13 protein-coding genes and 1 pseudogene are annotated in these 20,559 nt (G+C 68.7%); all 14 read right to left on the reverse strand.

Annotation, left to right across the window (positions count from 1 at the left end; all coding sequences use genetic code 11):
- Window positions 1-38: 38 nt before the first annotated feature.
- Window positions 39-722, reverse strand: a complete 684-nt coding sequence (locus tag ACH4VO_RS05890; RefSeq protein WP_360998288.1) for a hypothetical protein — start codon at window positions 720-722, stop codon at window positions 39-41.
- 23 nt (window positions 723-745) lie between these two features.
- The gene (locus ACH4VO_RS05895) at window positions 746-3,100 is read right to left on the reverse strand and encodes a hypothetical protein (protein ID WP_398440872.1); all 2,355 of its coding nucleotides are present in this window, start codon (window positions 3,098-3,100) and stop codon (window positions 746-748) included.
- Between the two features lie 19 nt (window positions 3,101-3,119).
- The gene (locus tag ACH4VO_RS05900; RefSeq protein ID WP_398440873.1) at window positions 3,120-3,554 is read right to left on the reverse strand and encodes a hypothetical protein; all 435 of its coding nucleotides are present in this window, start codon (window positions 3,552-3,554) and stop codon (window positions 3,120-3,122) included.
- Window positions 3,555-3,878: 324 nt separating this feature from the next.
- Window positions 3,879-4,378 (reverse strand): annotated as a pseudogene (locus tag ACH4VO_RS05905) (GNAT family N-acetyltransferase).
- Between the two features lie 328 nt (window positions 4,379-4,706).
- Complete coding sequence (mycP, locus tag ACH4VO_RS05910) at window positions 4,707-6,104, reverse strand: type VII secretion-associated serine protease mycosin (protein WP_360995668.1); 1,398 nt, start codon at window positions 6,102-6,104, stop codon at window positions 4,707-4,709.
- 314 nt (window positions 6,105-6,418) lie between these two features.
- Entirely contained in the window at window positions 6,419-7,819 is a 1,401-nt protein-coding gene (gene mycP / locus ACH4VO_RS05915) for a type VII secretion-associated serine protease mycosin (RefSeq protein ID WP_360995671.1), read from the reverse strand.
- Window positions 7,820-9,358: 1,539 nt separating this feature from the next.
- A complete protein-coding gene (locus tag ACH4VO_RS05920) occupies window positions 9,359-9,871 on the reverse strand; it encodes a hypothetical protein (protein WP_360995673.1) in 513 nt (170 codons plus the stop codon).
- 103 nt (window positions 9,872-9,974) lie between these two features.
- Window positions 9,975-12,314: a xanthine dehydrogenase family protein molybdopterin-binding subunit gene (locus tag ACH4VO_RS05925; RefSeq protein ID WP_360995676.1), complete on the reverse strand. Its 2,340-nt coding sequence runs from the start codon at window positions 12,312-12,314 to the stop codon at window positions 9,975-9,977.
- 82 nt (window positions 12,315-12,396) lie between these two features.
- Window positions 12,397-14,325, reverse strand: a complete 1,929-nt coding sequence (locus ACH4VO_RS05930; protein ID WP_360995679.1) for a 2Fe-2S iron-sulfur cluster-binding protein — start codon at window positions 14,323-14,325, stop codon at window positions 12,397-12,399.
- On the reverse strand, window positions 14,322-15,218 hold the full coding sequence (locus ACH4VO_RS05935) for an FAD binding domain-containing protein (protein WP_360995682.1): 897 nt from the start codon (window positions 15,216-15,218) through the stop codon (window positions 14,322-14,324). The genes ACH4VO_RS05930 and ACH4VO_RS05935 overlap by 4 nt, the downstream gene beginning before the upstream one ends.
- A gap of 312 nt (window positions 15,219-15,530) precedes the next feature.
- Complete coding sequence (locus ACH4VO_RS05940) at window positions 15,531-17,162, reverse strand: beta-N-acetylhexosaminidase (RefSeq protein WP_360995685.1); 1,632 nt, start codon at window positions 17,160-17,162, stop codon at window positions 15,531-15,533.
- Window positions 17,163-17,164: 2 nt separating this feature from the next.
- Entirely contained in the window at window positions 17,165-18,016 is an 852-nt protein-coding gene (locus ACH4VO_RS05945; RefSeq protein WP_360995688.1) for a carbohydrate ABC transporter permease, read from the reverse strand.
- A complete protein-coding gene (locus tag ACH4VO_RS05950) occupies window positions 18,013-18,984 on the reverse strand; it encodes a sugar ABC transporter permease (protein ID WP_360995690.1) in 972 nt (323 codons plus the stop codon). The genes ACH4VO_RS05945 and ACH4VO_RS05950 overlap by 4 nt, the downstream gene beginning before the upstream one ends.
- A gap of 2 nt (window positions 18,985-18,986) precedes the next feature.
- Window positions 18,987-20,291, reverse strand: coding sequence for an extracellular solute-binding protein (locus ACH4VO_RS05955; RefSeq protein WP_360995692.1), 1,305 nt, complete (start codon window positions 20,289-20,291; stop codon window positions 18,987-18,989).
- Window positions 20,292-20,559: the final 268 nt, after the last annotated feature.

A 20,559-nucleotide genomic window follows, 5' to 3' on the forward strand; every position in this document is an offset into this window, starting at 1 on the left:
ATGCAGGGGCGGCCGTTGCGTGCAAGTCGACGGTGTGGCTACTTCGGCGCGAGGACGGGCGTCTCGGGCAGGCCGCCATTTTTCTCGCAGTCGAGCTCCTTCACCAGCTCGAGCGAAACGGCGTGCAATATCCTCAGGTTGGTGTCGCGGTATGCACGTGTGGCCGGTGCGCTGCTCTTCCCTCTCCCGAAAGAGCCCAGAATCCGCAACGGGCGCTCTCGGGAACCCTTCAACTGCGGAGTTACGCACTCGAAATACAGGGAGGCCCCACTTCGCCCGACTTCGGACTGCTTACCCATGGTGTAAAGCTCTGATCCTGCCGGTAGGTTGAAATCACCCACGTCATGGGGGGCATACATCGAGAACTTCACTCCGCCCGCCGGATCCGTCGGCCTTGCCCCCTGCGGAACCAATCGACAAAGGTCAGCCCCGTCGGCCCAGCTACGCCCTGACGCATACCCCTCCTTGAGCGCATTCACCACTTCCTCCATGCCCTTCCGACTGCTCCAGGCAAACAGCTTGTGGCCCGTCACTTCTTCGACCATCTTCGCCAGTGGTCCGGCAAACAAGCCGTCACACACCTCTTCCGCCCCAACGTACGCCTCATGCGCCTCCTCCGCTTTATCCTCCGAAGCGCACGCCACACCTCCAGCACTCAAGAGCATCACCAAACCGGCACACGCAAGCAATCGCCTCATCCGCACACACCCCACGGCAGTCATCCCGCACCCCTTCCCCATCTGCATCAACCGGTTTCAGGGGCACCGCCCTGTTGGTTCTCACGACCATTGCCTTGCAGGTAACCGAGCGCCAGGGACTCGGTCATTTCTTGACGAAATTCTTTGTTTTCCTCTCCGGATGCATGTCTTTCGAGGAAGCCATCCATCGGAGCTTCAGCCATGGCCTCACCGGACCGATATATATCGTTCCATTCCGTTACAGTGAGATCCTCGGCCTTTTCCTTGCTCTTTTCCACCGACTTATCCGAGAAATCGCCGACGACCTGGCTGATGACCTGCTCCGCCGCCCCGGTGGCTGTGTCGGTCGCCAAGGTAACTAGCACCGCTGCCGTGCCCACTGCAGCGGTCGCGGGCAGGAACGCCACACCAGCCGCGACACCGACCGTGGCCCCGAACTCCACCCACCCCGCCCGCTTTGCCACGGCCTTTTCGTAGTCCTCGTGGGTCTTCATGTGATCGGCCTCGACTTGGTCGGCCCTGGACTGGTCGAGCATTCCATGCACCTCGGCACCACGGAACACCACCGACCTGGCGCCCCCGGGATCGGGGTCCCCGTCCGGGCCCACCTGGGCCTCGAGCGCACTTGCCGTATACACCTGCTCAGCGGTGGACAGCGTGGCGTACGCATCCGGGTGCTGTCCCAAAACGCTGAGGAACTTCCTTGCGATGTCGCGACCGTGACTGCCTTGAGCATCGGAGAAGTCGAGGTGGCCGTCCGGGTCCCTTCCCGGCGCGAAGACGCTGTCCGCACTGTTCTTGTCCAGTGACCAGTTGATGTCGCCGATATAACCGGCCCCCATCGTGCCGAGGCTGTCCGCCATCGCCTCTTGCTTCTTGAGGAGCCCGGCGTCCGCGCCGTACTTCTCCATGACCTGTTTCATTACCTCAGCGTTCTCGGCGCCCCGCACCACGCTTGCATCTGGGTGACCGGCCGGATAGCCAAGCGTCGCCGCCTCAAGTGCGTGGCCCAGGGCATCTGGCATGTAGCCGAGCGACGATTCCCGCTGGGCCTCGTCGGATTGATCGATGTCCCTGAAAGACTCCCACTTCTCGTTTCCGAAAAAGTCAAGATAGTTTTTGACCGCAAGCCCGCCCTCGCCCTTCCCAAGGTCGGCCACGCCACTCTTGTCGACCGTGCCGTCCTCGTTGTACGCGGTCGGCGGGTCGGCGAAGAAGCGCTTGGCCGCGTCCGGGCTGTTGCCGAGGGCTTCCAGCATGGAGACGGTGGGGTCGTAGCCGGAGCCGTTGACGCCCGAGGGGTTGAACGGGTTCTTGAACGAGCTGTTCGCCACCCTGTTGCCGGCGAACATGTACGGGTCCTTCTGGTGCAGCTGCGCCACATGCTCGGCGATGGGGTTCAGGAACTTCGCGTCGTAGTTCCCGTACCGCATGATCCCGCCGAGCAGCTGATAGCCATAAGGCCCGCCGGTGTCGTACTTGGCCAGCGAAATCCGTTCCGTGCCGAGCTTGCGCAGCTCAGGGCCCCACTCGGCGGCGAACGCCTTGTCGTGCGACGCGGTGGCGAGGTTCAGTCCTAGGTTTTTCTGCAGCGCCTGAACATCCTTGAGTCGCTCTTTGTCGACCTTGGGGTAGACGTACGTGTCGGTGGAGAGCTGGCCGAAGAAGGCCAGGGACTTCTCCGGGCCGAGCTTCTCGTAGAAGTTCTTCGCGAACTCCGGCGACTTGCCGTTGTCCTTCAACAGCTCGTTGAGCGCCTGGAGTTCGGTGTGCGAGATGTCGCGGCCCTTGGCGGCCAGGGCAGCGGCCCGGGCGGCCTCCTCCTGGTCCATCTTCGTGTACTTCGGCGCACTGAAGTCGTTGCCCTCGGTGACGTTGGCCTCGAGGGAGTTCTTGAAGGAGACGTCCGTGTCACCGCAGGTCTCGACGATCTGATCGATCTTCTTCTGCCAGGCCGCGATGTTCTCCCGCTGCTGGCGCGCGATCTCCGGATAGTCGGGGTCATGGCGGCGCTGGGCCGCGGGAATGTCCTCCACCGGGTGCAGCGCGGTGACCTTGCCTTTGGCGTCCACATGGATACCGGCCGCCGGACCTTCGTGGTCCCGGATGTCGATCAGGTCGTCCTTGGCCTTCTTGATGGCCGTGTGGGCTTCCTCCAGGATCTGCTGGACACCCTTGGCCTCGGCGGCGGCGTCCTTGAACTCCTTGGCCGTCTTGCCGATGAACCCTCGGGTGACGCCCGCGTTGGCGCCCTCCCACTCCGCCTTGTCCGCCTTGACCTTCATACCGTCATTGGCGTCGTCGGCGAGCTGGTCCAGGTTCTTGACCATGGTTGCCCAGTCGTCGGCCGCCGTCTTCAGCTTCGCCACCGGGGCGTCGACTATGTCCTCGTACGTCAGCATTCCAGCACTCCCCCGGAAACTACTTCAGATACTCGTTGAGCTTGGAGACGGACAGCAGATCGCCACCGATCTGCACGTCATCCTTCGCATGCGCCGCCTTGCTGTAATCCAGGTGGTTCGAGATCTGCGCACAGGCGTCGAGCAACGTCTTCATGTGCGTGTTCCAGCGATCGTGCACCTTGAGCAGGGCCGAACCGCTCGAGAAATTGCCGTTCGTCAACGCGATGGCCGCGTCGAACGTTGCGGGCCGGGCATGGTCCCCGTCCTTCGACAGGCGGGTGCGCAGCGCGTAGGCGTCATGCCCGATGGCACCCAGGTTGTCCTGATTGACAGCCAGATCGGCGTTGACCGGCCCACTACTGCCACCACCCTCCGCCGGGATGCTGTTGAGCCTCATGTCCACCCGCTGCGTGGACTCCGCCCGAAGAGCCGCCCATTCCGCGTCGAACGTCACGAATTCCCCCGTACTCATTCCCGGATACCCACCGAAGCCATCGACTCCGCTTTCAGTGACGCCTACGCTAGCCGCTCAGTTTCCTCCGAGGAGCCCCAGGGAGGGCGCACTTGTCAGTCCATTCGGAAGGAAGGGGATCTCCCTCCCCGGCGGGCAGTCGATAGTGATCCGCTCTGCCGAGGAGACCGGGAGGTGCCTCCGCCCTCCGGGAAACCTTCACCGCCGCGGTGGTCCGCCCATGGCTCCGCCCGCAGCCGGCCGGACGTGTCGGTTCAGGGGCGCAGACCGGCGTTGGCGCGGCCATCAGCACCTGCCCGTGACTGCTCATGCGGCGCGTTGCATGCACACCAGTTGGCCCCTGTCGTCCCATGACTCGGTGACGGTGAATCCGAGCCGTTCGTACAGGGCGATGACTCCGGTCCGCCACTCCCACACCGAGAGCCGGACGGTGTCCACACCATTCTTCACAGCATGAGCAAGCGCGGCGCCGAGCAGTTCGGAGGCGATGCCGCGCCCCCGGGACTCGGGGTCCGTCCAGAGCCTCTTGATCTCCGACTGCCCCTCGATCGGGGCGGTCACCACCAGACAGCCGACGGCAGCGTCGCCCACGAGAGCTACCAGCACGACGCACCGGCGAATGCGGTCCGCGGGTCGGCGATCTCCGCCCGGTAGCGGCCCGGCAAACCGTCGACACCGGCAACCGGTACGCCCTTCTCGGCCTCTGTCTGCAGATGGTAGGCCGCCAGCAACGCGGCCAACCCGTTCTCGATCGGAGGGGTCTGGCCTGGCCAGCGGGCGATGGCGACCTCGCGGTGACTATTCATGACGCCAGCATCACACCACGGAGCCCACGCTCCGCGTCCTCCCTGAGGATTCCTCCCGGTAGACGCCACACGCCCGCGCCCGCGCCCGGGCCCGTGCCCGCGTCTGAGGCTCGGAGCGGGGTGCCGCACGCGCCGTCCTGCCCCCGCCACCATCCTGCTCTCACCGAGGAGAACGCTCGGCTCACCTGACGCGGACGACACGAGGCGCGGAATACCGGATGACGGGCGGCAGGGCGCAACTGAGCACTCGGTCAGAACAGTGAGCCGGGCTCGGGCCCCGAGGGCGACAGGCAGTGCCCGCGCGCACCAGGAGACCCGGGCTCGCCGGTCACCCGCCGGAGCCGCCCTGATTCGGCGGGCCGCCGTAGGGCGGGTTGGCTCCGGGGCCGGCGGAGGGGCCCGTCGCCGGTGGAGCGTACGGCGGATACTGCGGCTGTGACTGCTGGGTCGCGTAGGGAGGCTGATACGGGAAAGCTGCCGGGTCCACCGCGTTCCGGCGACGGGAACGAACCACCGCGACCGCCACCACGGCACCGGCGAGCACGGCCGCACCGATGCCCAGCCCGATCCAGAGACCGGCGCCGCCACTCTCGTCGTCAGCCGCCGCAGAGGACGCGGCGCTCGGCCGCTCGCTCTCGCCCGACGCCTCCGCTCCGCGGGCGGCCTTCGACGGCTCGGCAGACGGCGTCGGAGACGCGGCTGCGGTGAGGTCGGGGAGGGGGTACACGTCAGGGGGGCCAGGGTCACCCGGGGTCTTCAGAGCGATGCGGGGACGGACGATGCCGTAACCGATATAGTCCGTGCGCTCGTCACCGCTGATCGGGCCGCCAGCAGTGTTGAGCATGACGCGCAATACCTGGTTGTTGGTCCAGTCGGGGTGCTTCGACCAGATGAGGGCGGCGGACGCCGAGGCGATGGCGGTCGCTGCGCTGGTGCCGCTTCCCTTGCACAACTGAGTCCCCCCGCTGCAGGCGTACACCATGTCTACGCCCGGTGCGGCAAGATCGACCTGTTGTCCGTACTGAGAAGACTTCGCCCTCTGCAGATTTCTTCCGACCGCCCCCACGCCGACGACGCCAGGAGTACCCGCCGGATATTCCAGGACATTTCCTTGATCACCGGTGTTTCCCATGGCTGCGAAAACGAGGGAACCACTGTCCAGCGCGTAACTCACAGCGTCACTGAGACGCCGCGAACCTGTCTGGTTACCCATGGAGATGTTAATTACCTTGGCTCCCTCATCCACGGCATAACGGATCGCTACCGAAACGTCGTCGTTGAAGTTTTCACCACCAGTGGCCCCGTTCACCTTGCCTGCGTCATCTCGCACACGAATGGGGAGAATTTTTGATCCGGGGGCCAGACCGAAGGAACCACCACCGCCACTCACACTGCCGGTCCCGGCAATTAGAGCTGCCATCCCGGTCCCGTGATTGTCGTAGTCCGTGGTTTCATCCCCCGGCGAGTCTGCCGCTAGATCCTTTCCCTGGAGAACACGTCCCTGCAGGTCGGGGACGGATGCGTCCACTCCCGAATCGATGACAGCAACGGTGATGTCCTCACCCGTACTGATCCCCCACATCTGCTCTGCCCACATCATGTCCAAGTGCCACTGCTTGGAGCGAACAGGATCCGCATAAGCGGGGCCGGCTCCTACCAACAACAATGTGACCGTTGCGAAAATGGCGGTTCCACGACGGACGACCATTGCACTGCTGGTACGCATCCGATTCCCTTTGTCCGTTTTCCGGCTACTCAGTCGATCACCGGCGCCTCAACGGTCGCCCTGCTGCCTCGTCTCCTCGCCCCCACGACACTTACGGTCCGCCACGGTCGCCCCGACGGAGGCGGAAACATCGGCCTCTCCAGGTCGTCCATCTTCTGAGCTGAGAACGAATACCTCTGAGCCAGCCTTCGCACCTGGGCCGCCACCTCATGGCGGTTGGCCTCCTAGGTCACCATCAGCGTCTCCGACGACTTCCTTGCGACCACTGCCACGGATCACAGGCAGTGCCCTCCCGCGCACCAGGACAGGGGAGCTCACCCGGCGGAGCCACCGGCCTGGTTGGGCGGGCCGCCGTAGGGCCGGGTGGATCCGGAACCAGTCGACGGGCTCGTCGGCGGCGGAGCGTACGGAGGATAGGTGGGCTGTGACTGCCCGCCCACGTAAGAGGGCTGATAGGGGGCAGCTGCCGGCGCAGCCGCTTTCCGGCGACGGGAGCGAAGCATCGCCACGGCCGCCACCCCTCCAGCGAGCACAGCCGCACCGACACCCAGCCCGATCCAAAGACCAGCGTTACCGCTCTCGTCATCAGCGGCCACAGGCCCGGCGTTCGGCTCCTCACTCTCGCCCGACGCCTCCGCTCCATCAACCGCCCTGGACGACTCGGCAGACGGCGCCGGAGACACGGCAGCGGCAAGGTCCGGGAGCGGATACACGTCAGCCGGGCCAGGGTCACCCGGAGACTTCAAAGCGATGCGAGGGCGGACAATTCCGTAACCGATGTAGTCCGTACGCTCCTCCCCGTTGACAGCGCCACCAGCAGTATTGAGCAGCACCCGCAGGACCTGGTTGTTGGTCCACTCGGGGTACTTGGACCAGATCAGAGCCGCGGAAGCAGAGACCAAGGCAGTGGCAGCACTCGTGCCGTGCCCCTTACAAAGGCCGGACTTTTCGGTGCAGGCGTAAATCATTTCTTCGCCCGGTGCGGAAAGATCAACCTGCGGACCCCATTGGGACTCGCCCGTCTTCCTGAGATCCTTACTCACAGCACCAACGCCCACTGCCCCGGGAGTCGCAGCCGGATATTTTACGCCGTTCGCCCTCTCAGCGTCATTTCCTACACCTGCGAAAATGAGCGACCCCTTGTCGAGGGCGTATGCGACAGCATCGGTAAGCTGTTGAGATCCCTGACTTGTGACCAGCGAAATGTTGATCACTTTCGCACCGTTGTCAGCAGCGTAACGAATCGCGGCTGGCACCTTGGTGTTGAATTGCTGGATGTCGGCTTCGAGGTTGGCCGCCTTGTCCGGAACTCTGATCGGCAAGATCTTGACGCCAGGGGCGAGCCCAAATGCGCCGTCGCCACCCCCACTGTCGCCCGTTCCCGCAATCAACGCGGCCATGCCTGTGCCGTGCCCACCAATATCTGTGTGCTCGTCGCCGGATTCGTTTGTGGCGAAGTCCTTACCCTCAAGGATTTGCCCCTGCAGGTCAGCGTTCGATGTATCGACGCCCGAATCAATGACAGCGACTGTCACACCTTTACCCGTGCTCGTCTCCCACATTTCCTCGGCCTTCATGACCGTGAGGTGCCACTGATTCGAGCGAACGGAGTCCGCATGGGCAGTGGCAGGAAGAGACCCAGCCAGCACCACTCCCACCAGCAGCGCAGGATAAATGACTCGACGACAGGTGACTCGGGTACTGCTGGCAGGCATCCTGGTTCCTTTGCCGGAGCTGATCAGTCGATGACCGGAGGGACGACACGTCGGCCGCCCTGCTGCCATGTCTCTTCGTCCTCGACGAGGTAGTCCGGCCGGTCGCGCTCGTCACGACCCGCTTCGCCCAGTTTCCCAGGTGTTCCGGCACGCCCTACCGGGCCCGTTCCACGCATACCGTCCGCCTGCGCGGACTTGCGTACCAAGCCTGTGCCCCCGGGTGTGAACGGCCGACCGTTCGCCCGTCCCGATTGCTGTGGACGGCCCCCCACCAGGCCCCCAGTCTCGCCCGCCAGGCGTCGGCCACCAGTAATACCACCCTGGCTACCGCCGGCACCTCCCATACCCGTGCTATGACCCATAGGTGCACGGCCGGCATGCGTACCTTCGGCACCGACAACTGTTCCTCGGGGAAAACCTACCGCTGGGCGCGCCATCGATTGCGCCACTGGGCGGCCGCCGGTGATACCACCATCACGTGGCGCTCGGGTGCCTGGGCCTGTCCCAAGTCCACTCTGGCCAGACATCAAAGGCGGCCGGACGCCAGATCCTGCGGGTCGCCCCACGCCTGTCGGTCCCGGAAACGTCGTTGAGCCCCCTATGAGCCCTGGCGTCAAAGGCGTCGTCCCAGAGGGGAGAACGGCATCCGTCTTTCCAACGGCTGGGGGCGCCGTAGGCGGGACAGGCACAGACTGCGTCGGCAGAGTCGCCACCCCGTCGATCTCCATATCGACGGCCCGATCCGGTCGGACAAATGTATGCACTGGCAGACTCTCCGGGGAGCCTGTCAGCCCACTTTCGGGGCTGACTGTCCGCTGCGAGGTCGAGGAGTAAGCGACGCTGTCCGTGCCATATCCGGTTCCCGAACCCGAGCCACCTCCTGAGCGTGCCCAACCCTCTTCATTGCCGACGACATCTTTGCGCTCCGGCACGATCGCCCCCGGCGGAGGGGGAAACACCGGCCTCTCCAGGCCGTCCATCTTCTGGGCTGAGAACGAGTACGTCTGAGCCAACCTTCGCATCTGGGCCGCCGCCTCATGGCGGTTGGCCTCCTGAGTCGCGATCAGCGTCTCCGCCGACTTCCTCGCGACCACCGACGCGTCCGGGTCGTTCCTCGCAACGCGCGCCGCTTCGAGATTCGCCTGAGCATCCCCGTGTGTGCGAGGGATCGATGCCTGGGCCGTAGCGATCGCGTTCGACGCCTCCGCGAGCCACTCGGACACACCCGAACTGAAGTCACCCAGACGAAGCGTCGCATTGGCCAGGTCAGCACTCCAGGTCTGGAACGCGTTCGCCCCCTCGCCCTTCCACTCAACCCGCTGCGGACGGTCCCTCAGCTCCGTGGCGACCTTCCTGATCTCCGCGGCAGCACTCGACAGTCGATCCGACGCACCCTTGACCGCACCGCTGTTGGCCTTGTCCAGCCACGCCAGCATGGCCTCGTGACTCATGCTTTCGAACGGTGTGCCCTGTCCGGATTCCCTGACATCCATTCCTGCCCCCGTCTATCCCCGCGTCATACCGATGATCGTCGTCGCCTCAGGCCGAACCGGTACTCGCCCCCGGCGCCGGCTTCGCCGGCTTGTCCGCCCCAGGCGCGTCAGCACTCTCCTTCGCGCCCTGCGACGGGTCGTACTCACCGCCGTAGTGCTCCTGCGCGTTGTCCGCGATGGCGAGCATGCGCTGCCGGATATCGAGGTCCAGGTTCTCGTACCCCTTGTGGGAAGCGAGCACCGCAATGCTCATTCCCTCGATGGACTCCGACAGCAACTTGGAAAGCGTCTCCAGCTCGGTGACCACTTTCTGGTACGAGAGAAAGAGATTGGCTGCTTCCGCCCACTGCATCTCACCGCCGCCGAACTGAGTTCGCGACAGCGGGTCTTCGCCCAGCTTGGCCGGGCCGGCCGGCGACGTCTTCAGGTCGCGCAGGATCTCGTCGATGTGGTTACGGAACGCGGTGAACGACGATAGCTCCGTTGCAAGTTCCGCAGTCGTGGCGCCCATGGTCGCGAACGACGCGGCCACCCCAAGTCCGACCTCACTCGGCAGCACAGCACCCTCCCCGTATCCGGCTGGCTACAACGTCTGGCATCACTGTAGTCAGCACCGGTGACACACCGCATCCCCGGCTTGCGCGTGCAACGCGGATCACACGTCAGGGCCTGGGAGTTGCCACCGCCGCCTGTGGGCGGATCGGGAGGCGGTTGACCGGGCGGCCCGTCGCCGCGCGGACCGCTGCGGCCACCGCTGCCGGGGACGTGACCACGGGTACCGCCGAGGCGGCCTTGGCGCCGAAGGGGGCGACCACGTCGCGTTCCTCGACCAGTTTGACGATGCGGATGTCCGGAGCGTCCAGGGCCGTCGGGAGTGCGTACCCCGTGAGGTCGGGGTGGCGGATCAGGCCGCGGGCCGTGCGGAGGTTCTCCGTGAGGGCGGCGCCGATGCCCTGGGTGACGCCCGCTTCGATGCGGGTCGCCAGCTGGGACGGGTTGAGGACCCGGCCGACGTCCTGGGCGACCGCCATGTCGACCACCCGGACCGAGCCGAGTTCGATGTCCACGTCGACCACCGCGCGGATCGCGCAGAAGGCCAGTCCCACGAAGGCGTCTCCCTGACCGGACTCGTCCAGGGGTTCGGTCGGGTGGGGGCGGCACTGGGCGGTGGCCCAGAGCTCCTTGCCGTCCATGGCCTCCATGACCGTCGTGGAGAGCACCCCGTCGTACGACGTGATCTTGCCGTCGGCGATCTGCAGGAGTTCGGTGGACATGCCGAACTTGTGGGCCAGCGGCTGGAGAAGCTGGGTGCGGACCATCTTGGCGGCGCGTTCGACGGCGCCGCCCGAGACCCAGGTGTGACGGCCGTGCGTCGCCGGACCCGCGGGAGGCTGATCGGTGTCCACCGCCGCGACGTGGACCTCCTCGATGCCCAGGGTCTCCTGGACGATCTGGCGGGCGAGCGTGGTGAACCCCTGGCCGGTCTCGACGGCCGCGCAGATGACCGTGGCGACGCCGTCGTGGACCCGGACCGTGGCCGTGGAGACCTCGTCCGCGCCCTCGGCGCCGAGCATGTGGACCATCCCGAGCGCGTAGCCGACGCCTCGGCGTACCGCTCCGGGTTCACCCGCGCCCTCCGGACCGCCCGGGAGCAGCCAGTCGTCCTCAGGGGCGTCCTTCGGGAGGGCGGGCAGCGGGAAGTCGCGTACGGCCTCGAGGAGTTCCGCCACCGGGGCCGGGCAGGTCACCGTCTGGCTGGTGGGGAGGATGTCGCCGGTGGACAGGGCGTTACGGAGGCGGAGTTCGGCCGGATCGATGCCCAGCTTCGCCGCCAGCTTGTCCATCTGGCCTTCGTAGGCGGCGCAGACCTGCATCGCGCCCTCTCCGCGCACGTGACCGGAGGGCGGGTTGTTCGTACGGACCGCCCAGCCCTCGATGAAGGCGTGCGGAACCACGTAGGGACCGCACGCGAAGGCCACGGCGGCGGCGAGGGACTCCGAGGACGCGTCGGCGTACGCGCCGGCGTCCAGGAGGATCTGCGCCTCGACCTTGACCAGCCGGCCCTCGGTGTCCGCGTGGTGGCGGTAGCGCAGCAGGGTCGGGTGGCGGTGTGCGTGGCCGAGGAAGGACTCCTCGCGCGTGGCGGCCAGTTTCACCGGGCAGCCGGTGCGCAGGGCGAGCAGGCCGAGCGGGATCTGGAAGCCGGGGTCCTCCCGGTCGCCGGTGGCTCCGGGGACGCCGGTCACGACGACCTTGACGCGCTCGGCGTCCAGCCCGAAGCAGGCGGCGGCGAGGTCCCGGTCGGTGTGCGGGTCGGTGGAGGCGGTGTACAACTCGACGCCGCCGTCGGGGCGGGGCACGGCGAGGCCGGCCTCGGCGCCGATGGGGGCGGGGTCCTGACGGCCGATGCGGTACAGGCCCTCGACGATGACCTCGCCCACGGCCTCGGGGTCGCCGTAGCGCAGCGGGATGTGGCGGATGAGGTTGCCGTCGGGGTGCAGCGGCTCGGCGGCGAAGGCCTTCTCCGGGTCGGTGACCGGTTCGAGCACCTCGTACTCCACCGCGATCGCCGCGGCGGCCAGCCGCGCGGTGTCGGGGTGGTCGGCGGCGACGGCGGCGATCGCCTCGCCGTGGTGGCGGACGAGGTCGGAGGCGAAGACGGGGCGGTCGACCACGCTCCTGCCGTACATGCTGTCGCCGGGGATGTCCTGGTGCGTGACGACCGCGCGTACGCCGGGCATCGCTGCGGCGGCCGACGGGTCGATCGAGAGGATGCGCGCGTGCGCGTGCGGGGAGCGGAGCACCGCCGCCCACAGCAGCCCCTCGGCCCAGAGGTCGGCCGCGTACGGGAACGTGCCCTCGGTCTTGGCGCGGGCGTCGGTCTGCGGGAGGGAGGCGCCCAGGCCGTGCGACGGCGGCTCGGCGTCAGGGCCCGGATTCGGGCCCTCGGGCCGCGGTGACGTACGGGTGGTGCTGGTCGCGGTGGCTGCGTCGCTGGTCACGCCGCCTCCTTGTCGTTCGCCCCGCTGCGGCAGCGGCGGGTGATGGTGGTGGGTGTGACCGGTGAGGCGGGAGACGCGGTGTTCACCGGGCGTCTCCCTCGTGCGCGTGGGTGTGGACGCCGCCCGTTCCGGGGGCGGACTGGTGGGGGATGCGCGGCTCGTCGTCGGCCGTGGCGGCCGCCTCCGCGGTCGCCTCCCGGCCCGCGACGACCTCGCGTACGGCGTCGAGTACGCCCCGGTAGCCGGAGCAGCGGCAGAGGTTGCCGCACAGGGCCTGGCGCGTCTCCAGTTCGGTGGGGGCGTGGTTGCCCTCCAGCAGGTCGTGGACGGTCATGGCCATCCCGGGGATGCAGAAGCCGCACTGCACTGCACCGCACCCGGCGAGGGCCCGCTGGACGTCCGACGGTTCCCCGTCCACCGCCAGGCCTTCCACCGTGCGGACCTCGCTGCCCGCCGTGGTGGCCGCGGGAACGAGGCAGGAGGCGACGAGGCGGCCGTCGACCTGGACGTTGCACGCCCCGCACTCGCCCTGCGAGCAGCCGTCCTTGGCCCCGGCGAGGCCGAGGCGCTCGCGGAGGACGTAGAGCAGCGACTCACCGATCCAGGCATCGCTGACGGGGCGGTCCACGCCGTTCACGTGCAGGACGTACGAAGCCGCCGGGTGCTCGCTCGGACCGTCCATGGGAACGGGGGCTGGGGCGGGCGAGGGGTCCGGCTCCGGGACGGGCGCCTGACCGAGCGTCGCGTCCGTTGCGTCCGTTGCGTCCGTTGCGTCGATGACGGGGTCGGCGGCGGGGTCGGTGGCAGCGGTGGCGTGGTCCGTGTCGGAGCCCGTCTCCCCGGGGAGGGCGGCGACCCCGTCGGCGCCTGCGGGAGGTTCGGCGCCCGCGGGCAGGTCGGTGCCCGGAAGTGCACCACCTGCGGAAAGTCCGGCGCCTTCCTGGGGCCCCGTGGCCCCAGGGGGCGCGCCGTCCTGCTCGTGGGCCTCTGCGGGCTCCGGGGCTTCCCCGGAGCCGCCGGACTCGCGCTGCTCGCCGTACCCCGCATGCTCGCCCTGCTCGCCCTGCTCGCCGTACTCCGCTTGTTCGGCGTACTGCGCGTGCTCTGCGTCGGCTTGCGTACCGGTGTCCTGGGCGCCCAGGGCGTCGGTGTCCTCCGGGCTCCCCGGGACGTCCGGAGCGTGCACGGGAGTGCCGGGGGGCTCTTCTCCGGGCACAGGAACGCCTGCGGGAACCCCTGTCGGAGGAACGCCGCCCACCGGGGCCCCGGTGGCCTGCTGGTCCTCAGGCTCCGGCGGGCGTGCGGGTTCGGGGACGGATGCCGCCGACGGAGTGGCCGGCGTGGCGGTCGGCTCCTGGGCGGCGGTCGGCTCCTGGGTGACCACCGGCTCAGGGGTGGCCCACGGCGCCGGCGCGCCGCCCGGCAGCGTGGCCGGGGGCGTGTCCGCGTACCACTGCGACGCCATCGCCGAGGCCGCGTACTCGCCGGACTCCTCGGGGATGTCACCGTTCGCGACCGGGATCGTCCACTGCCCGGTGTGCCCGAGGGGTTCCGGTACGGGCTCGGGGGCCGGGGCGGGGGCCTCCGCCTCGGGGAAGTGCCACTGGGCGGTCGTGGACGACGTCTGCCCGTACTGCGAGGTGTCCGGGTGGTACTGCTGGTACGTCTCGTGCGCGCTGTTCGGGTCGGGCCAGTGCACCGCCTCCGGTGCGCCCTCCGCGCCTGCGGCGTGGCCGGCCCGCTCCTGCTGGCTCTGCGTCTGCATGACCCAGCTGCCGGTCGCCGCCGGGTCCAGCCCTGCCGCCGGGGTCAGGGGCAGGATCATCGGCGGGACATAGCCGTGGCCGGGGGCGGCCAGCGGGTCACCGCCGAGGTTCGCCAGGTCCTCCGGAGGCAGGTGGACGAAGGCGGTGGCCTCGGCGTCGTACTCGCCGCCCTGCGGGGTCGGCTGCCAGCCGCCGTACGGATCGGGCTGCCCGTGCTGCTGCCCGGGGTTCTCCTCATTGCTCACGACAGTGCCCTCCCCAGTGCGCGTCGGGCGAGCGCGGCGACCGTGCGCCGCAGGTGCAGTACGGCGGGAGACAGCGGTGGCGCCTCTCCCCCGTCGTCAGGTGGCGCCTGGTCCGGGATGCAGGCCGCGGCGACGTACTCGCCGAAGGCGGCCAGCGCGTCGGGGGCCAGGCCGCGTTCGCCGTCCCAGTCGATCAGGGAGGCGATCCAGCGTTCGGCCTCCAGGGGCCGCAGTGGCATGGGGGCGATCGCCCCGACGGCGCAGCGCACGCCGCGGCGGGCCGGGTCCAGGACGATCGCGACGGAGGCGGTGGCACGCCCGGGGCCGGTGCGGCCGGTGGCCTTGACGAAGACCTGGGGCGCGTGCAGCAGTGGTACGCGGACGAAGCCGATCAGCTCGGCGGGTTCGAGCATCTCGCGGCCGGCCAGCAGGTGCGAGACGGGGATCTCACGCCGGGCGCCCCCGGGGCCGGCGATGACCAGTTCGGCTTCCAGGGCCGCCAGCACCGGCAGGGCGTCGCCGGTCGGCGCCGCGGTGGCGATGTTGCCGCCGAGGGTTCCGGCGTTACGGATCTGGGGCGGGCCGGCGGCGCGTGCGGAGGCGGCCAGCGCGGGGATGAGGGCGGCGAAGTCGGGCCGTCCCATGCGCGCGTGGGTGAGGCCGGCGCCGAGGAGGGCGTGGCCGTCCTGGTAGTGCCAGCCGCGCAGTTCGCTGATCCGGCTCAGGCCGACCAGCCCGGAGGGCCGCAGGAGGCCCTTGTTGACGGCGGCCATGAGGTCCGTGCCCCCGGCCACAGGAACGGCGGCAGGCATGGCGCCGAGAGCTGCCACGGCCTCGTCGAGCGAGGCCGGGAGCGTCACCGACTGCATCGCCTGCGGTGCGTGCGTGGTCAACCCAGCTGCCCCTTCCCGGTGTCCCGGCAGTCCCGCCTGTCCGCCGTACGGTACGTGCTCACGGCCGGGACGTGGCAACTCTGGCACATCTTCCGGGCGGACCGACGCGAGGGTCCACGAAGGGCGCATCCGTCCCTGACCGGGGGGTGCATCACCTTTAGCGCACCTTCGCCCGGTGTGCGCATGGCGATCGTCCGGCGCGTTCGCTCGACTTGTTCGTTTCGCGTGTCCACCCGCGCCGAGGGGTGGACACGCGGACCGGACGCGCCCGGGCGACGGGTCCCGTGTGCGGGGACGGGACGGGGGCGCACCTCAGACGTTCGGGGGCGGTCCCTCGATCGGGCGACCCAGGACGCCCGGCCGCCGTTGCCACGGCAGGGGGCCGCCCGGCGGCCGGTAGCCGACACCCAGGGCGTCGAGCCGGGCGTAGTGCGCGGTCATGCGGCGCTCGAATCCGGCGAAGTCCCTCTCTTCGGGGGCCGGAAGGGGGGACCAGGCGACCTCGGCGAAGGCAGCGAGCCGCGGGAAGACCTGGTAGTCCACGCGGGCCCTGTTCTGCATGACCTCGGTCCAGACGTTGGCCTGGGTGCCGAGGATGTGGGCGGCCGCCTCTTCGGAGAGCCCCGGGGGGACGGGTTCGAAGCGGTAGACGTCCTCCAGGGTGCGTACGTACCCGATGGGCATCGGTTCGTCGGGGCCGCCGTCCTGACGGTGGTCCAGGTAGACCTGCTGTTCGGGGCACATGACGACGTCGTGTCCGGCCTCGGCGGCGGCGATGCCGCCCGCGTATCCGCGCCACGAGGACACCGCGGCCCCCTCGGCGAGGCCGCCCTCGAGGATCTCGTCCCAGCCGATGAGCCTGCGGCCCCGGGCGGTGAGCCAGCCGTCGAAGTGCCGGATGAACCAGGACTGCAGTTCGTCCTCGCCGGTGAGGCCGAGTCCGGCCATCCGGGCCTGCGCCGCCGGTGACTGCCTCCACTGGTCCTTGAGGCATTCGTCGCCACCGATATGGATGAACGGCGAGGTGGCGGCGGGGAAGAGACCGAGAATCTCTTCGAAGACCCCTTCGAAGAAGCGGAGGGTGCTGTCAGTGGGGGAGAGTACGTTCGGATTGACGCCCCAGGTGTCCCAGACCGAAAGCGCGGAGGTATCGATGACGTCGGTGTTGCCGAGTTCCGGATATGCGCTGATCGCTGCCTGCGAGTGGCCCGGGATGTCGATTTCCGGGACGACCCGGATATGCCGCTCGGCGGCGTACGCGACGATTTCGCGGATGTCGTCCTGGGTGTAGTAACCGCCGTGCGGGGTCTCGTCCCAGAGGTCGGAGGCGCGGTGGCCGTATCGGGTGCGTGGACGCCAGGCGCCGGTCTCCGTGAGCCGGGGGTGGCGTTTGATCTCGACGCGCCAGCCCTGGTCGTCGGTGAGGTGGAAGTGGAAGACGTTGAGTTTGTGGGCCGCCATCAGGTCGAGGTAGCGCAGGACGTCGTCCTTGGGCATGAAGTGGCGCGCCACGTCGAGCATCAGACCGCGCCAGCCGAAGCGCGGGCCGTCCTCGATGTCCAGGAGGGGGACGGGGCGCGGGCCCGCGGGGCCCACGGGCGCGCGGCGGAACGCCTCCGGGCCGAGGAGCTGGCGGAGTGTCTGCGCACCCCAGAAGACGCCGGCGGCGCTGCCTCCGGAGATCTCGACGCCGCCCTCGGGCGTGACGGTCAGACGGTAGCCTTCGGGCTCCCTCGCGGGGTCGATGCGCAGGTCGACGGTGGTGCCGGTGCCGTCGCCCCCCGGGGCGAGCGGGATACCGAAGGCGGCTCCGAGAGTGGTGCGCAGCCAGCGCCCGGTGGACTCGGTGCCGGCCCGTGCCGTGAGGGTGGTGGCCCCGTCCAGGAGGAACGCGCTCCGGTCCGTGGTCTCGGCGCGTACGGGCGCCGGAATCAGCTGGTGCATGGTCAGTCCTTCACCGCTCCGCCGAGTCCCGAGACCAGACGGCGCTGTACGAGTACGAAGAAGACGAGCACGGGAACGGTCATCACCGTCGAGGCGGCCATGATCCCGCCCCAGTCGTTCTCGTCGGGTTTGAAGAACACCAGGAGGGCCATGGGAAGAGTCGACTGGGACGTGTCGCTGATGAGGAACGACTTGGCGAAGAGGAAGTCGTTCCAGGTCGAGATGAAGGAGAACACGCTGGTCGCCACGAGGCCGGGGAAGACGAGCGGGAAGAGGATCTGCCACAGGAAGCGGGTCCGGCTCGCCCCGTCGATGTAGGCGGCCTCCTCCAGGGCCTCCGGGACGGCCTTGACGAATCCGCGCAGCATCCAGATCGCGAACGGCAGCGAGAAGGCGAGGTGGGGCAGGATCAGCGAGCCCAGGGTGTTCAGCTGCCCGAAATCCCGCATGAGGAAGAACAACGGGATGGTGAGCGCCTCGACCGGCACCATCTGTGCCACGAGAAACATGATCAGCAGCGTGGTGCGGAATCTGAAACGGAATCGGGTGACGGCCGTGGCCGCGAGGAAGGCGATCAGCGCGGAGGCGAGGACGACCGTGCCGGCGACGAGCAGGCTGTTGAGGAAGTAGCGGCCGAAATCCTGCTGTTCGAAGACCCGGCGGAAGGAGTCGAGGGACGGGGACAGTGTCCAGGGCCGGGCGTGCGTGGACTGGATCTCGCCCGCCGGTTTGAGGGCGGAGAGCACCATCCAGTACAGCGGGAAGGCGACCGCGGCGGCGATGAGGAAGGCCGCGGCCTCCGCGGCCAGCCGTCCGGGCCGTCGGATGCGCGGGCGGGTCGTCGGCAAGCTCACAGTTCCTCCCCCTGGCGCCGCACCAGGCGCAGATAGACCAGCGTCACGGCCAGCAGGATCACCAGCATCACGACGCCGATCGCCGATCCGAGGCTGTACTGCGAGGACGCGAACGCCTTCTGGTACGCGTACACGTTGAGCACCAGGTTCTGGCCGGCGATCCCGCCGCCGTTGGTCATGACGTAGATCTGGGTGAAGACCTTGAAGTCCCAGATGACCGACTGGATGGTGACGACGATCAGGATCGGCCGCAGCATCGGTGCCATGACCGACCGCCAGATCCGCCACTGCGAGGCGCCGTCCAGCGAGGCCGCCTCCAGCACCTCGGCGGGGATCGCGCGGATGCCCGCGTACACGGTCACCATCACGAACGGGAACGAGCACCACAGCACTTCGAGGAGGACCAGGGCGAAGGCGCTGTAGCGCCCGTACGTCCAGGAGAAGTCCCTCAGGCCCAGCACCTTGTTGACCGGTCCGAAGTCCGGGTCGAAGAGGAAGACCCAGACGGTCGATCCGGTGATCGCCGGGGTCGCCCACGCCCCGAGCGCGGCCATCATGAGGGCGAGCCGGGGCAGGGCCCGGATCCGGGTGAGCAGGACGGCCAGGGCGCAGCCGACGGACAGGGTGGCGAGCACGCAGGCCGCGGCGAACAGCACGGTCGCGAGGAGCACCTGCCAGAACTGGCTGTCGCGGAAGAGCGTCGCGTAGTTGCCGAAACCCTGGAAGGTCGTGGGTTCGCCGCCGCTGACCTGGGCCTGGGTGTACTCCAGGAAGGAGATCAGGCCCAGCTGGTAGATCGGGTAGACCAGGAGCCCGCCGAGCAGCACGAGGGCGGGCAGCAGGTACAGCCAGGGTGTCCAGCCGGAGCGCCGTACGGGTGAGGCCGGCCGGCGCCGGGGCGGGCGGGCCGGCGTGCCGCCGCCCGCCCCGGGCACCGGGGCCTTGTGCACTGTCGTGTTCGCGGTCATCGTCAGCCCGCGTCGGCGAACGCCGCGTCCATCTTCTTCGCCGCGTCGTCCGAGGCGGCTGCCACGTCCTTACGGCCGCTGACGATCTCCTGGAACATCGTGGGCAGGACCAGTGAGGCGTCGATCTGACCCCAGGCCGGGGACGCCGGGACGAACTTGGCGCCCGCGCCGAGCGTGTCGACGAACGGCCCGACGAAGGGCTCCTTCTCGGCGACCGCGGCCCGTACGTCCGTGTAGGTGGGCAGGAAGCCCATGGCGTCGAACATCTCGGCCTGCGTCTTCTTACCGGTCAGCGCCTTCATGAGGTCGACCGCGAGGGTGCGGTGTGCACTGCTCCTGAGCACGCCGATGTTGTTGCCGCCCGCGAACGCCGGGGCGATGGAGCCCTTTTCGACGCCGGGCAGCGGCACGACCGCGTACTTGCCCTTCACTGCGCCCGCCTCGACGGCCGCGTGGCTGAAGTCGCCGCCGATCGCCATGGCAGCCTTGCCGGACGCGAAGGCGGTGACGGTCGCGTTGCCGCCCATGGCCGCGCACTTGGCGGCGGGGCAGTTGTCGTCGCCGAAGAGGGAGGTGTAGGCCTCGATGCCCGTGCGGGCCTTCTCGCTGTTGATGGCCGACTCGTAGGTCACCCCGGTCTCGTCGGCCAGTTCGCCGCCGTGCGCCCAGATGAAGGGCATCGCGCCGTAGGTGTAGGCGCCGCCGACCGCGAGGCCGTACAGCCCGGGCTTCTCCTTGTGGATCTTCTTGGCGGTGGAGATCAGCTCCGTCTGGGACGTGGGCGGCTGGATGCCGAGGTCCTCGAAGACGTCGGTGCGGTAGTAGAGCGCCCGTACCCCGACGAAGAGGGGTGCCCCGTACACCTTGCCGCCGACCGTCACGGACTGCTTGGCGGCCGGGTCGATGTCCTCGGCCTCGTCCCAGGCGGCGAACTCCTTGCTGACGTCGGCGAGTCCGCCGTCCTTCACGTACCCGGCCGTGTCGGTGTTGCCGTACTCGACGAGGTCGGGGGCGCTCTTCGGGTCGTTGAAGGCGGCCTTGATGCGCTGGGCGCGGGTGTCGACCGGTATGTACTCGACCTCGACCTCCGCGCCCTTGTGGGACTTCTCGAAGGCGGCGACCGCGGCGTCGACGACCTTCTCCTTGGGCTTGTTGCCTACCTCCTGGAAGAGCCAGACGCGGAGTGTCCCGCTCTTCTCGTCCGCCCCGGAGGCGGTGTCGGAGGTCTGCGGCGCGCAGGCGGTGGCGGTGAGGCCGGCCAGCACAAGAGCCGCGGCCGGGACGGCCATTCGGGCAGAAAGCTTCATGCGGAACCCCTACCGGTCAGTCGTTGCATGCTGTGCAACGCACGTTTCGTTCTGCACAACTGGCAGGAGAGTAAGCGCGCGCCCGCACCCCGACAAGTGGTCTCAACCACTCTGTGACCACCCGGAGCAGCCCGTGCAACGCCCGGCCGCCCGGACGGGCCCGCGCCCCGCGCGTCCGCGGACCACCCGTCCGCGCGCCCCACACCCGGGTCGGGATGCGCGCGGACATGCGAAGACCCCCGGGGCGCGCATCGCTGCGCGCCCCGGG

The sequence above is a fragment of the Streptomyces sp. NPDC020780 genome (genome assembly GCF_044334475.1).
Taxonomy (GTDB): Bacteria; Actinomycetota; Actinomycetes; order Streptomycetales; family Streptomycetaceae; genus Streptomyces.